Source organism: Kitasatospora cystarginea, assembly GCF_039533515.1.
GTDB classification, from domain to species: Bacteria; Actinomycetota; Actinomycetes; order Streptomycetales; family Streptomycetaceae; genus Kitasatospora; species Kitasatospora cystarginea.
This window is the reverse complement of the sequence record NZ_BAAATR010000013.1, coordinates 178,190-193,020: the sequence shown is the minus strand read 5'-3', so window position 1 is coordinate 193,020 and position 14,831 is coordinate 178,190. Positions and strand designations below refer to the sequence as shown.

Annotated in this window: 8 protein-coding genes; 3 read left to right on the top strand and 5 right to left on the bottom strand. The window is 71.0% G+C overall.

All coding sequences use genetic code 11. The annotated features are described in order from the left end of the window. A partial coding sequence (locus ABD369_RS17160) for an ADP-ribosyltransferase (protein ID WP_344637283.1) occupies positions 1–1,044 on the top strand: 1,044 nt, incomplete at its 5' end. Positions 1,045–1,063: 19 nt separating this feature from the next. Beyond that, positions 1,064–3,886: a hypothetical protein gene (locus ABD369_RS17155; RefSeq protein WP_344637282.1), complete on the top strand. Its 2,823-nt coding sequence runs from the start codon at positions 1,064–1,066 to the stop codon at positions 3,884–3,886. Between the two features lie 429 nt (positions 3,887–4,315). Here the strand turns inward: ABD369_RS17155 and ABD369_RS17150 are convergent, their stop codons facing one another. The 5 genes from ABD369_RS17150 to lepB all read right to left on the bottom strand — a co-directional run bounded on the left by ABD369_RS17150 (position 4,316) and on the right by lepB (position 12,354). After that, on the bottom strand, positions 4,316–5,944 hold the full coding sequence (locus ABD369_RS17150; protein WP_344637281.1) for an RICIN domain-containing protein: 1,629 nt from the start codon (positions 5,942–5,944) through the stop codon (positions 4,316–4,318). A gap of 390 nt (positions 5,945–6,334) precedes the next feature. After that, a complete protein-coding gene (locus ABD369_RS17145; protein WP_344637280.1) occupies positions 6,335–7,750 on the bottom strand; it encodes a sensor histidine kinase in 1,416 nt (471 codons plus the stop codon). Positions 7,751–8,264: 514 nt separating this feature from the next. Further along, positions 8,265–8,993 carry a response regulator transcription factor gene (locus ABD369_RS17140; protein ID WP_344637279.1) on the bottom strand — a complete coding sequence of 243 codons (729 nt, stop codon included), beginning with the start codon at positions 8,991–8,993 and terminating at the stop codon, positions 8,265–8,267. 382 nt (positions 8,994–9,375) lie between these two features. After that, on the bottom strand, positions 9,376–11,106 hold the full coding sequence (locus ABD369_RS17135) for a hypothetical protein (RefSeq protein ID WP_344637278.1): 1,731 nt from the start codon (positions 11,104–11,106) through the stop codon (positions 9,376–9,378). A 267-nt stretch (positions 11,107–11,373) separates the two neighbouring features. Then, positions 11,374–12,354: a signal peptidase I gene (lepB, locus tag ABD369_RS17130; RefSeq protein WP_344637277.1), complete on the bottom strand. Its 981-nt coding sequence runs from the start codon at positions 12,352–12,354 to the stop codon at positions 11,374–11,376. A gap of 396 nt (positions 12,355–12,750) precedes the next feature. On the opposite strand from lepB, the gene ABD369_RS17125 reads away from it, so the two are divergent. Next, positions 12,751–14,433: a S53 family peptidase gene (locus tag ABD369_RS17125; protein ID WP_344637276.1), complete on the top strand. Its 1,683-nt coding sequence runs from the start codon at positions 12,751–12,753 to the stop codon at positions 14,431–14,433. Positions 14,434–14,831: the final 398 nt, after the last annotated feature.

Below are 14,831 nucleotides of genomic sequence, written 5' to 3'. Positions count from 1 at the left end.
GCCGAGCAGGCCGGCGCCTCCGCGTTCAACCGCCCCGGCGCGCCCCAGTTCGACGTGAGCGCCTTCCCCCAGCACGTCCGGCCCACCGAACCCGCCGTCCGCCCACCCGCACCCGAACCCGCCCCCGTCCATGCACCCGAACCCGCTCAGGTTCACACGCCCGAGCCAGCCCCGGTCCACGAACCCGCCCAGGTTCACGCGCCCGGGCCCGAGCCGGCCCCGGTCCACGAACCCGCCCCGGTCCACGAGCACACACCCGAGCCGACGGCGGCGGAGAATCCACACGTCTCGGAGCCCGAGGCCCCCCAGGCTCATCACTCGGAGTCCGAGGCGTCGGCGCCTCACCACCACGAAGCTCCGGAACCCGCCACCAGCGAACCCGCTGCCATGACATCGGACCATGGCACCGCCCCCCACGACCCGCTGGAGCAGGCACGGCAGCAGGAGAACCTGCGGGCCGCCGAGCAGGATCTGGCCCAGCGCGGCCGCACCTTCGACGATGCCGAGGCCAAGGAGTTCGCCGCCAGAACCTGGAACAAGACGGCCGACGAGCTTCCCGCAAATCAGAAATTCGCGTTGGAAAACTACACGCACGGCGAAGAGAACGCCGCCAAAGGACTTTCGTATCAGCATGTCAACGGCGCGAATCGGGGTGACATACCGATGACGCCCAATATCGAAAGGGCCTCCGCTCTGATCGACAAGGCGCTCGAGGCTCAGAAAGTCCCAACGGACCTGGTCGTCAGCCGGGGTACCGATCTCGGGCATTTCAACATATCCAATCCGGAGGAGCTCGCCGGAAAGACCTTCACCGAAGGCGGCTACATGTCGACCTCGCTGGGCGACCTTCCCGCGATGTGGCAGGGCAAGCAGGCCGTCATGCACCTCGTCGTCCCGAAGGGGACGCCTGCATTGTGGATGGAGAAGGTGGGCTCGCTGGGCGCTACCGAAAGAGAACTGCTGCTCGCCAGAGGACTGCAATGGCGCGCCAACCGAGTCGTCACGGTAGGCAACAAGGTTCATATTTTCGGTGAAGTCCTGTGATGACGGAGAGGGGCCGGGAGTGAACGGCAACAACTGGACCAGCGAGCGTCTGAACCAGGACCTTCAGTTCAAGGTGGTCAGCGAGGCTCCCCGGTACGCGGCAACCACCGAGAAGCCCGTCGAGCACTTCACCGTGGTCAGGGCGGACGGCGAGGTGACCGGCTACCTGTGGACTTGCGACACCGACGGTGCGGCCGGGTTCCAGCGGCGACTGCTCGGCGACCACCGGAACAGTGCCATTTTCTGGTACGGGAAGCTGCTCGATGCCAAGGCTCGGGGGATCTCCCCGTCCCAGGCAGTCCAGGAGCTCTTCGCGGAGCCCGGCAACTCGCTCTCCGGGCGTATCACTCCCGAGTCCAAGGCGGTGAGCAGCCTTGCGGAGGTGCGGAAACTGGCCGCCGAGGACTGGGTGCCCCCGGCGGAGCCGGTGAAGCCGCCCCGCTGGCGCCCCGACCCACGTCTCGGATCCGAGCAGGCGGTGCTGGCCCGCGACGCGGGCGGTTGGCTGTACAAGATCGATGAGGGCCACGACCCCGCGGGACGGGTGTCCCCGCACGCGGTCGAGGGAGCGTGGCAGGTCGACTCCGAGGGTGTGCTGCTGCGGTTCTGGCACAACCCGGTCTACGGCTCCGCCCCCGAAACTGCCGCCCCCTCCGGCGAGGCCGGTGCGGTGCCGCCGCTGCAGGCGGGCCGCCGCCCGGCCGGACGGGCACTGCTGGACTGGCTGGAAGACCCGAGGGCACCGAGGTTCTGCCGGATCGCGGGCTCCTCCGGCAGCGGCCGCACCCATCTGCTCACCTGGCTCACCGACGCTTGCCCGCCCGACAACCCCCGCACCGGTCGGCGCGTCCATGTGGCGCTCTCCGCAGCCGGGTTGACGGTCCGCAGCGCCACCTGGCTGCTGGCCGACCGGCTCAACGTGGCCGCCCGAACCCCCGCCGACCTGATGGCGGCACTGCAGGACGGCATACCCCGGGTCCTGGTGGTCACCGACCTGGACCGAGCCGGCAGCGACCTGCTGCCCGACATGCCCGAGCGGATCGCCACCGAGTTGCTCACCCCGCTGCTCCAAGTCCCCTGGCTGAGATTGTTGGTGGAGTCCGCCTCCGGCACGCCCGCCGCCACGGCACTGACCGCCGCCGCACCCAACGGGGCCGTACTCGACCTCGACGACCCCCGCTGGACCGACCGGAACCGCTTCACCGCCTGGTGCGCCGAGGCGACCGGTGCCCCGGTGGCAGCCGACCAGGTGTACCCGAGCCCCGGCCTGGCCCACCTCGCCGCCCGCACCCCGGCCGAGGCGGCCATTGACCCGTCGGCGTCGCCCGCCGACCGGGCGTCCGCGCTCTCCGCGGCCTGGTGGACGGCGCTACCCGACGAGTTGCGCCCCGCCATCCGCACACTCGCAGCCGCCGGGCAGCCGATGACCGGCGAGCAGTGGGCCGCTCTGGCGGGGGCCGGCGGACCCGACATCGTCCGCCGTGCCGCCGGGCATCTGCCGCCGCCGACCGACGGTCAGGCCTGGCGACTGCAACCGGAAGAACTCACGGCCCTGGTCGTGGCGTCTCCCCCGCTCGTCGTAGATCACACCGCCCTGGTGCGGGAGATTGCCGCCGGCGTGCCCCGAACCGGCGACGGTCGGCCGGACCTGGGGAACACCGACCCGCAGCGGCTAGGACTCCTGCTGCGACACGCCGTGCGCTCGGGCATCGCCGACCAGCTCCTCTCCGACCCGGAGTTCCTGATCCATGCGGACCCGGCCGCGGTGACCGCCGCCTTCGAGCACACCGAGCCCGGCTACGAACCTGTCCCCGTCACCGAGGAGGAGATGGCCGCCAACCTGGACGCGGGCCTCATCGGGCCCGGATACACCGAGCCTGCCCAGCTCCCGCAGAGTGCCTTCGCCCGGGCATGGCACCTCGCGGGCCCGGTGTGCGCCGCCTCCGGCCCGGCCGACCGGGCAGGCGCACTGCACGCCTGGCTGACCGGCCGTGAGCAGGAGGCCGCGGACCGGTGCGCCGCCGTTTCCGGACAGCGCTGGAGAGCGGTCTGGTCGTACTGGCAGCGCCGCGAGCAGACGGTACGTTGGATGACACCCGGACACGGCCCCTGCACCGGGAGCGTCATGGTGGTCGTCGACGGATTCCTCCGGTTCATCGACCCGCAAACCGGAAACGACACCGAGAAGCACGATCCGTGCCGGATCCCCCCGTACGACTCGGTTGCCGTCGCCTGTGCCCAGGACGGCTCGCTGCTCCTGCTGAAGCCCGAGGGCGTCATAGCCACCCTGCCCTTGTCGAATGCGAGGGATCACGAACTGGACTCCGCGGTCGACTGGGCGCCCAGGGCGTTCGCCAACGGGCTCACCGCGATGGCCACCCTCAGCGACGACGACGGCCCGGTGCTGGCCCTCGGCGACAGCGTCGGCTATCTGGCGTGGTTCCGTACCCATGCCGGTCGGTCGGTCGTGCTGTCGGATCGGCCGGTCCATCGGGGCCCGGTCACCGCCGTCGCCGCGGCCCGGGCGGACGGAGACGTCCTGATGGTGACCGGCGGCCAGGATGGCAAGGTGTACAGCTGGATGCACGGGCGCGGGCCGGCAGCGGAGCAGATCGACGACCGGTCCTGCGCGGTCACCGCCGTCGCCGTCGCCCACACACCCCGGGGCCTCGTGATCACGGCTGCCTGGGCCGACGGCCTGGTCCGCCTCCGCCGCCTGGGCTCCGCCGCCACGGTGGTCGACCTGCGCCTCGGGCTTGCTGCCCATTCCCTCGCAATCGACCCGAGCGGTGTGGTCTGCCTCGCTCTCCCCGAAGCCGTCCTCGGCCTGACCCTCGACTGACGCGCCCCGTACCAGAGGCCGCAAAGGTGCCAAGAGGGTCGGGTTCCGGGTCGGAGCCGTATCCGGCCGCGCCGTAGGCACCGGGGTCGCCGTAGTCGCCACGGTAGTAGGACCCGCCGTCGCTTCCGGTTCTGACAACGCCGAGCAGGCCAGCTACCCCGGCAGAGCGTGGTGCCTGCGAACGCCCGAGAGCATGGACTCCGTAGCCTCGTAGACCAGGGCAGCCTCGTCGGCTACGGGTCTGTAATAAAGAACGCTGGACAGACCCCAAAGCGGAGCAACCTCACCCTCGCCGCCGTGCGTTCACTCGGCAGGTCCGGCGACGCCTGGTCTGGTCGGCGGGCTTGCCGCGTTGCATCGCCGCCGAGGATCGGCAGGATCGGCACGTTCCGGCGTTCCGGCGTCCCGGTGACCGGGCGGGGCGCCTGGTCACCCCATGGTGAAGAGGAAGTTGTCGGAGTTGTAGTAGTTCGGCAGGTGCACCAGGAGCGATCCCGGGTGTGGCGGGTCCGCCTTCGACCAGTCCTGCGGACCCAGCAAGTGCGCGGGATAGTCGCTGGAGGGTACCGGTGGGAGGAACACGAGGCGGAATGTGTCCGACCGTGCGTCCGGTGCGAACCGCCAGAGCTGCTCGGCACGCCCGGAATCGGACCGGCACGCCTGGAGGGTGACCGTGACGCTGTTCCCGCCCTCCGTGGTGCCGTCGAGACATGCCCCGGTGCCGGTGTTGCGCAGTTGGTAGCTGCCCTGACCGGCCGGCACTCGCTGCCAGCGCTGGGTGGCCTGGCCGGTGCACTGCTGGAGCTGCAGCGGGCCGGCAGCCTGTGTGGCAGTCGTGATGCCGACGCAGAGCCCCGAGCCGTGGTTGACGAGCGGGAGCCCGGCGACCGGCTGCATGGGCGAGTTGGTATCGCCGGTGGGTGTGGCGGCCGCCGGTTGCATGGGTGAGGTGGTGCCGGTGGGTGAGGCGGCCGAGGCGGAGGCGGCCGGCGGATCGGAGGACATCGCCGCCGAACTGATTTCCGGGGGCGTGCCGCCGAAGCCCGTGGTCGGCAGTGACCTGTCGGGAGCGGGCAGTGTCGGGGCGTCGGCCGGCTGCGGGTGTTCTCCGGCGTCTTCCACCGTGGTGAGGAGCACGCCGGCGACGGCGAGCGCGGCCAGGACACCTGCACCTACCGCGGCGAGCGAGATCAGCACGCGCCGGCCGGTTCGCCTGCCGGTGCGTGGCGGTCGGGGCAGGCGTCGGCTCCGGTCGCGGGCGCCGGGCCTCGGGTCGCCGGGCTCCCGCTCAGGGGTGGGGGCCGTCGCCGTTGGCTCCGCGGGCCACAGCACCAGCGCCTTGAGCAGGGCGGGCCGCTGCCGGGTGCGGATGGCTTCCAGGTCCGCCCGGGCCCGTCGGCAGCTGTCGCACCCGGCGAGGTGGCGGTCGAGGTCGCGCGTCTCACTGCCGGTAGCCTGCCGGACGTGGTCACCGAGCCGTGCGGCCAGGTGTCGGCAGGCGCGTTGGGGCGCCCGGGAGGCGTACACCTTGAGACACTCGTCCTGAAGACTCTGCCAAGCAGCGGTCCCGGCGTGCGAGGTGCGGGCGGACGGCCCGGCGGCGGCGTCCACAAGGCACTGCCACAGCTCGTCCTGCCGCGCCGTGGGCAGGCTCCGGAACGCACGCAGAACGAGCGAGTCCGCTTCCGCCGCGGCGAGCGCCGCGCGTGCCGACGGTTCCCCCTCGGTTGGCTGGGGAAGACCTGCGAGCCAGACGGTGAAGGCCGCGCTCAGCGCCGATCCACGTCCCGTGTCGGCCCACCCGGCCGCCGTCCTTCTCACCTCGGCCAGCAGGCGCAGGCGGCTTAGCGCCGGGCCGACGCCGGGGTCACCGGCTTCCCCGGCCCGCTGCCACGCCTCGTTCGCGAGCTCCTGCGCGGCACGTCGGTCGGCGCAGCACGAGCGGGCGTAGGCCAGTACCGCTTCCTGGTGGCGGTGCGTCGACTGAGCGGCGGTGGGTCCGTCCGACTGTCGGCTGTCCGGGATCCGGTCGGCGGACATGGCCTCAGGGATTGTCACGGTCCCCGAATGTGGCATCTTCACTCCTGACCATGCCGGCGGGCAGGCATGTGGTCGAACACTCACTGCTCGGTTCCGGGCGCAACGGTGAGTCCGGGATACCGCCGGCGGGCGGAGAGTGCCGTGGGTGGGGCACCTTGCCTGACGTCGTGAGTATCGGTATTCACGGCGGGACGTTCCGGCGGATCTCCGGACTTCGGCGCGGTCAGGTCCTCCGGTGGCGGACGCCGGTTGGAGGGGAACTTACCAGTCTGCTTGCGTCCGGCGGAAGATGATGAATCATCAGCGAAAGAAAGAGCTGTAAGACGTTTCGTCAGTAATTGATTTTCCCGCCTTGTTGATCGGCCCGCGCACTGAAGTGGAGTCGGGCCTCGATCCGCCCCGGTTTTCTCAGCCTCGTCGGCCGGGCGCCTTCTGCGCTCGGCGACGGCGGTTGCGCCACGGGCGGCCGAGGGTCCGCCTGTTCTCGGCGGCCAGGCCGAGGTCCACCTCCACCCGCGCTCCACCCAGCGCGCTGCGACCGATGCGAAGGTGCCCGCGGGTCGATTCGGCCGCGCTGCGCGCGATGTCCAGCCCGAGGCCGGTCGATCCGGCACCGCTGGCCCCTCGGGACAGCGCGCCGACCGGGTCCGCGATGCCGGGCCCGTTGTCCTCGACCACCAGGACGACGCTCTGGGCGGTCCGCTGCACGCTGACGGCGAAGCCGGTGCCGTCGGGGGTGTGCCGGAACACGTTGCCCACCAAGGCGTCGACCATGGCTGCGACGTGGTCGTCCGGCAGTTGAACGGGCGTTGGTTCGTCCGTCGTCTCGAAGACGCAGATCCGGCTCTGTTGCTCGGCGAGGACGGCCCAGAAGCCGACGCGGTGACCGGCGACGTCGGACACCTGGCACGGCTCGCCGGGGGCCGGGCCGAGCCGTCCGGTGCCCGCGCCCCGTGACGCGACGCCGGACTCGGCCCCGACCGGCCTGGTGGACAGCGGTGTGCGGGCTGCGACGATGATCGCGTCCAGTTCGGACTCGAGTTGCTCGACCGCCTTCGACAGCTGGGGTGCGGCCGGGGTGGGGCCGATCCGTTCGGCTGCGAGGCGCAGTGCGGTCATGGGGGTGCGCAGCCGGTGCGACAGGTCGGCCACCAGTTCCCGCTCGGTCGCCAGCAGATGCCTGACCCGGTCGGCCATGGCGTTGAAGGCATGACCGGCCGCCCTGAGCTCGGGCGGACCGGTGGGCTCGACCCTGATGTCGAGGTCGCCTGCGCCGAGGGCGGCCGAGGCATCGGACAGGTTGCGCGAGGCACGTACCACGCGGGCTCCGAGGCGGTCGGCCACCAGCACCGATCCGATGACCAGGACCGTGGCGAGCAGCGCCATGACGGTCCAGGCCCGGTCCAGGCCTCGGTTCAGCTCCGCATCGGGCACGAATTCCTCGACGACGGCGACCTGGTCGTGCTCGATCAGGACGGGTTGCAGATAGTCCCGGCCGCCGGGAACCCCGCCGGTCAGCGCGGTCCTGCCCCGCACCGCCCGGTTCAGCAGGTCGGTGCCGGCATGGGCGGTGCCCGCCTGCCGGCCGTCGGGCAGGTGGATGCAGAGCTGGCGTCCGGTGTCGGTGCGGGCCACCGCCTGGACGAGATCGGCCTGATGCGGGGCCAGTGTCAGCAGCGGCACCGCGGTCGCCACGCGCTGCTCGGCGGCCAGCATCGCCTGGGTCTGGACCTGGGTGCGCAGGAGCAGGGCCAGCGGGACGAGGAACGACACGGTGACCATGACCGTCACCACCAGCGCGACCGTGGCGAGCGTGGCCCTCACCGGGCTACCGCCGGCACCGGGCCGCGGGACGGCCTTCGGCCGACGGCGGCGTCGGCGCCGTCCCGGATGTGCGGATGCCCGTCCGCATCGGGAGTCACCGAGCACGGCCGGGCGATTCCCTCAATCGCAGCGGAATTTCCCGGTTCGCGTCTTCGCGTCGGGAGATCTCGATCGGCGCCGCGCTCACCGCGTGTGGCAAGGGCGGCAAAGGCCTCCGTAGTTGAGAGGACGGAAATCATGGGCGCACATCATAGCCGTGTTCGCGAACGGCTTCCGGCCGGTATTCCGCGGAATCGGAGCCGTCCGGACGGAACGTCACCTTCATTGTGATCCCGCCTATTTGAGGTGTCCCGTACCGCCCGGTGCCTCGCGGTCCCTACCGTGCGCCGCACGCATCCGGGGTCAAGGACGGGCGGCACAGGTGGGCACCGATGCGTCCGGGGCTGCGCACCCTCGGCGGGGAACGTCGCACGCACGCGGGGGACCGGTCGCGGCCGAGCGACGAGGACGGATCTCACCGGGGCGACACCAGCTTCACCCCGACGCCCCGGACGGTGTGCAGGAAGCGCGGACGGGAGGCGCGCTCGCCCAACTTCCGGCGCAGACAGGACAGATGCACGTCCACGGTCTGCTCGTCCACGTACGGCTGCCGCCACACCTCGGCGAGCAGTTGCCGCTTGGAGACCACCCGGTCGGCGTTCAGAGCCAGGAACGCCAGCAGGTCGAACTCGCGCCGGGTCAGGCCGATCTCCCGGCCGGCCAGGTGAACCGTACGGGCGAGCGGGTCGATCCGCAGCTCGCCCAGCACCAGCGGCCCCTGGTCCGCACCGGGCGCGCTACCGGGGGCCCCGCCGCCCCCGGGCCCGAACGTGTGGGTCGGCCCCGCGCAGCGACGCAGGACGGCGGTCAGCCGGGCGAGCAACTGTCCGCCGGAGAACGGCTTGACCAGGTAGTCGTCCGCCCCCGCGTTGAGCAGCTTGATGATCTCGGCGTCGTCGTCCCGCGCCGTCGCCACCAGCACCGGCACCTGCGACAGGCCGCGGATCATCTTCAGCGCGTCGGCGCCGTCCAGGTCCGGCAGACCGAGGTCCAGCACCACCGCGTCCGGCTGCCACTGGGCGACCTCGCGCAGCGCGCCGAACCCGTCCGGGGAGCTGCGCACCACCAGCTGATGGCCGGCCAGCAGCTCGATCAGGGAGGTGCGAATGGCGGGGTCGTCCTCGACGACAAGGATGGACGTCATGGCGCACACCGTAGCCGACGGGTGGAGCCGGTCGACGGCATCTTCAAACCGGCGGGCGGGCAGGGGTGGACACACCGGGCCGGCCGGTTGGCCACGGCCCCGGCGATCGCTGGTTTCCGCTGGTCAGCGGTGTTCGGAGGACAGGATTTGGGGAAGCTTAGGCGAGTATTAGCAGTTCCTTAACGGACGTTCAGGGGGCGGAATCGGTCGGCGGTGAGGGTTGGTTCCGACCTCCGGCCGCGTACGGGCCGGCGGGCGCAGCTGGATGCCGCGCCCGCCGGGGTCGGTGCCCGGACAGCGTGGTGCCCGGCTGGTCGGCCGGCCTGGCCGGGCCTCGCCGGTGCATCCCCCAGGCTCCTCGTCCTGATGCCCGCCGGAGTGGTCAGGAGACGTTGAGCGCGGTGTCGTCGATCACGAAGCTGGTCCACTCGGCGCCCGTGGCCTCGATGCCGGTGAAGGTGATCGTCACCTTCTGACCTGCGAAGGCCGAGAGATCCAGGGTCTTGTGCACATATCCGTCGGCCGTGTCCCGGTTGGAGTAGGTCGCCAGGGTGGTCGAGTTGGCCTTGACGGCAAGGGTGTCGGCGCCGGTGGACGGGTTGTTGCTGGCGACGTGCAGCCAGAAGCCGAGGCTGGCCCTGCAGCCCGCCGGAATGGTCACCTGCTGTGAGAGGGTGTCGGTGTGGCGGGAGCGGTAACCGTCCAACCAGGCCTCCCAGTTGCCCGAGCGGGGCTGCATCCCCTCGGCATCGTCGATCACGGCGTTGCTGGCCGTCCATGGCGCGGCCTCGCCGGTCTCGAAGCCGGGATTGCCGAGCAACTGCGCCGGGGAGCAGGTACCGGACGGCCGGCTGGGGGTCGGCTTGCCGGTCGGGGTGGCGGTGGGCCTGGTGGTCGGGGTGGGGCTGGTGGCGGTCGGTGTGGGAGTCGGTGTTGCCTGCTGGCAGCCGAGATTGGTGAGGGAGGCGGCGAAGCGCTGGGTGAGGAAGTCGAAGAGGTTCTGGCCGTCCTGGGGTGAGGCGACGGCGGCGGTGAACTGCTTGTCGAGGTTGATGCGTTGGGCACCGCGTGTGGTGAGGTTGGTGCAGTAGGCCGTCGGGTCGCCGTTGGCGGCGGCGCTGAGTGCGGGCTGGTCCACGCCCGCGCGGTAGAGGTTGGTCTTGTTCCGGTTCTGCTGGTTGTTCTCGTTGACCATGGGGTCGCTGAGCGGAACGATCGCGACGGGCGCCGCCTGGTACTTGGCGGCCTGGAGCTCGTTGAGCGCGAGTGAGGTGACCTTGCTGCCGGGGTCGGCGAGATCGGGGGCCTTCCACGGGGTGCAACCCAGTGCCGGGTCGACGAAGTTGTCGAGCAGCAGGTTGTCGCTGCCGTTGAGCAGCGCGGCGGGTTGCATCGTCGCTCCGCCTCGCAGGGCGGCGAGGTTCTTCGCGGTCCTCTGGGCGGTCGTGCCCTGTGCGGTGGACAGGTACTCGGTGGTGACGTTGTCGCTCTGGTCCTGGTCGACCACGCCGAAGTCACGAGTGGTCGGGCAGGGCCTGCCGTCCCGGGCGGTGCCCAGGGGCGGGACGGTGAGCTTGCCCGCTGCTTCCGCGGCGTTGGCGGCGGTGAAGAAGGCGGGCGCGTTGCAGTACGCGAACTGGCCGAAGGGCTGCCCGCCCGGGGTGCCGCCCACGCACTTCCCGGAGGCGGTGCGGCCGGCCAGGGACAGGACGTTGCCGTTGTAGCCGAACCAGATGCCGACCACGGCGTTCGCCGGCAGGGTCGGCACGACGGGTGCCACGGCGGGGGCGGTTCCCCTGTCGATGACCAGGGGGCTGTAGACGGAGATCGCGCCGGTGGCCGGGTCGAGGACGGTCGCCTGGACGAACGCCGACTGGTTGGCGTTGGACTCGTGGCAGGCGCCCTGGGCCGGATCGGTCGCCACCAACGTGTAGGGCGTGGCCAGGCCTTGGGCGGTGAGCGGGTTGGCCGGAACCTTGAGGGTGCAGTTCGGGTTGGGCTGGGTCGGTGCGTCGGCGTGCGGCGCGGTAGGCGTGGTGGCGGCGAAGGACACGCCGAGGAGGGCGACGCCGGCGCTGAGTACACCGGCGAGGCCGATGCTGAGCCTGGTCACCCGGCGGCTTCGGCCGCCGGAGCGATGACGAGCTGACGGTGGGGTCATGTGAGGTCCTCTGACAAAGGCGCCGTGACGGTGGGTCAGGGGCCGTCGGGAAGTGCCGCTCGCGGACCGGTGCTCGGGTTCACTCGGAAGTCCGCTTCGGGGCCGCAGGTGGAGCAGGGGTCTCAACCTGCCTCGAACGTCGATGTGTTCGATCGTAGGAGGTGCGGAGGGCCGGGACCGCCGGCTGCGAGATCCCCTAAAAGTCACCTAAGGATCCGCTCAACCAGTACGTCGGCCGGTGCCGTACCGCTCGCCACCTCTCCCCTGGCCGGCCTGCCCGGTCGACGGCCCGATGCGGCAGCCGGGTGGTTCCGCCGCGCACCCCGCAGTCGACCGGATCGCGCCGGTCGCACCCCGTCGTCGCCGGACCGGGAACACGAGGACGCCCAACGCGCTCAGAGCGGTCGGGGACCGTACCGGGAGCGGGTCGAGACCGGGCGACGGCCGACCGGGCCCATGGCCTTCGGAGGTCGGCAGTGCGGGCGGCCCAGCCGGTGCATCCAGGTGCCGGATCCGCGAGAGAGGCCAGACGATCGCGACCGCTCGGCCCACCACGCTCGTCAGTGGAATGGTTCCCCGGCCCGGATTCCGCATGTGGAAGCGCGAGTCGGCGGACACGTCGCGGTGGTCGCCCATCACCCAGAGCCGTCCCGCGGGCACCGTTACGTCGAAGGACTGTTGAGAAGGCGCGTTGCCCGGTGCGAGGTAGGGCTCGTTCACCGCGATGCCGTTGACGGTGATCCTGCCGTGGTCGTCACAGCAGGCCACGGTGTCGCCGCCGACCCCGATCACCCGCTTGATCAGGTCCTGCCTGTCGTCGGAGGGCAGCAGGCCGATGAAGGAGAAGGCCGTCTTCACCCCGTGCAGTACCGGTCCGTCCGAGGCGTTCTGCCGACCGGCCTCCAGCCAGCCGCCGGGATCCCTGAACACCACCACGTCACCGCGGTGCGGCTGGCCGCCGAACCACGGGGTGAGCTTGTCGACCACGACCCGGTCGCCGATGCCGAGCGTGTTCTGCATCGAACCGGAGGGAATCACGAACACCTGCGTCAGGAAGGTCTTCAGCAGCAGGGCCAGCACCAGTGCCACCAGCGCGATCAGCGGAAGCTCACGCAGCCGGGAGCGTTTCCTCCGGCGCGCCGCGCGCCGCGCGGCCCTGCGCCGCTCGGCCCGTCCCCGAGCGGCACGTGACCCCGGCACGACCGGAACACCGGCGGCGGCGAAGCGCGTGGTGGACCTCCCGCCGAGGAATCCACGGGGTTCACCGTGTCCCGGAAATCGGCCGCGATCCGCGACACCGAGTCCGAACCCCGGACGACGGACCCGCCGTCGCGAACCGCGAATGACTCGAGTTCTCATCGGCCAGAGCTTAGCGACCGTGTCCGAGTCCGCTCGACGCTCGGCCGGGAAGATCCGGAAACCCGGTGGCGCGCCCTGGTCTTCCCGGCTCAAATTCTCAGGAGGCCTGCAGTTAAGGGAATGTGATTTGTCATCACCTGATGATAAACCGGACCTAAGCCTCCTTTAAAAGGTTTTCTGCAAGGCTCTTCCGCACGTTCTCGAACCCGGAACGTTCCCTGCCCTCCGGAGGAGTCTGTGCGATCCCGATCGTTCGCCCTGTCCGCCGCCCTGGCCGTGGTGTCGCTGGCCGCCGTCTCGCTGAGTGCCAATGCCTCGCTGACTCCGCAGGCTGCGGCCGCCCGAACGGCCTTGCCGGACACCATGTCCCCGGCCGTGTCCCATTCCCAGAAGCAGGGCGCCCTCACCGCCGCCCAGCAGCTCGCGGTCTCGGTCAATCTCAAGCTGCGCAACACCGCCGCCCTCGACCGGTTCCTCACCGCGGTCTCGACCCCGGGTGATCCGCTGTACGGAAAGTACCTGACGCCGGACCAGTTCACGGCCGAATACGGTCCGACCCAGGACGACGTGGACAAGGTCACCCGCTTCCTCAGGGCCCAGGGCCTGACCGTGACCGGGGTGAGCGCCAACCGGCAGGTGGTCAACGTCGGAGGCACGGCCGACCGGATAGCCGCGGCCTTCGGGACCCACGAGAGCAGGTACGTCGACGGTGCGCAGCACCGGACCTTCTACGCCAACGACACCCCCGCATCGGTGCCGTCCGAGCTGGCCGGCGTCGTCGCCGGGGTCGTCGGGCTGGACGACCACACCAATCGCACCACCCGAATCGCCAAGCCGGACGCCTCGACCCCGGCCGCCACCCCGAGGGGTTACGGCCCGGCCCAGTACAACGGCGCCTACGACCTCGACAGGCTCGGCACGAACGGCGCCGGCACCACGGTCGCCCTCTGGGAGTTCGACGGCTACCGCTCGTCCGATCTGACCACGTACGACCGCAAGTTCGGACTGTCCGGCCCGGCCGTACGGACCGTCTCGGTCGACGGCGCCAACTACGACGCCCGTCCCGGCGAGGGACAGGGCGAGGTCGAGCTGGACAGCGAGATCGTGCGCGGTGTCGCCCCCAAGGCCCAGCAACTGATCTACGAGGCACCCAACAGCGACCGGGGCGAGGTCGACATGGCCGCCAAGATCGTCGCGGACAACAAGGCCTCGGTCATCTCCATCTCCTGGGGCTCCTGCGAGCCGGACACCACCACCTCGATCATGACCGCCGTGAACAACTCCTTCAAGCAGGCCGCCGCCCAGGGCATCAGCATCTTCTCCGCCTCCGGCGACGACGGCTCGCGCGACTGCACCCGCTCTGCCCGCGGCCCCGGCGTGGCGGCGGTCGACTATCCGGCCTCGAGCCCGTACAACACCGGTGTCGGCGGCACCAACCTCAAGGTGAACGGCAACGCGTACTCCGCCGAGCGAGCCTGGAGCACCTCGGGTGGCGGCACCTCCAAGGTCTTCGCCAAACCGAGTTGGCAGAGCGGCACCGGCGTCAACGCCACCGGGCGCACCGTACCGGACGTCGCCTCCGACGCCGATCCCAACAGCGGGTTCGCGATCTTCACCCAGGGGCAGTCCGGCCCGAGCTGGCAGATCTTCGGCGGCACCTCGGCGGCCGCTCCGTTGTGGTCCGGCTTCACCGCGCTCTACAACCAGAAGGCCAAGGCCGCAGGCCAGGCAGTGCTCGGCGAGGTGAACCCGAAGCTGTACGCACTGGCCCGCTCCGGCAGCTACGGGTCGGCGTTCCATGACGTGACCTCCGGTGGCAACCAGGACTTCCGGGCCAAGACCGGCTACGACCAGGTCACCGGCTGGGGCGCCCCGGTGTCCGACCGGCTGGCCGACGGACTGCTCGCCGCCCGTCACTGAACGGGACGGCCCGGTCGTCGCGGTCCCGGCCCGACGTGCCGGCGACCTGGCCGGCACTCGCACGGGGGCATGCCGGATCCCGGCGGTCGACCTCAGGTGCGACACGGCCGGCGCGGACCAGGAGGTCCGCGCCGGCCGCACGGCACCGGATTTTCCAATGCCTCAGATCTGCAAGGGAGTTGGCCGCGCCACCGCGGTACTGGGCGCGACCCGGACGGTACCGTCTAAGCCCGGGATGAGCGCTCCCTTAGCGGATTCGAAAACTCCGCGGTGACGGTGTTTCGACGGACCGGAAGGCCGTACTGTCTTCACACCCAGCCCGGCACGGGCATCACCGCACCGGGCTCACGTCACCCGCCCGCGCCATCACGCGGCCCGCCGGCAGCCGGCGTCCGGGC

Bases quoted from the DNA above. Each gene is read 5' to 3' on its own strand.
- ABD369_RS17140 (WP_344637279.1), bottom strand. From the start codon at position 8,993: ATGACGTCCATCCTTGTCGTCGAGGACGACCCCGCCATTCGCACCTCC.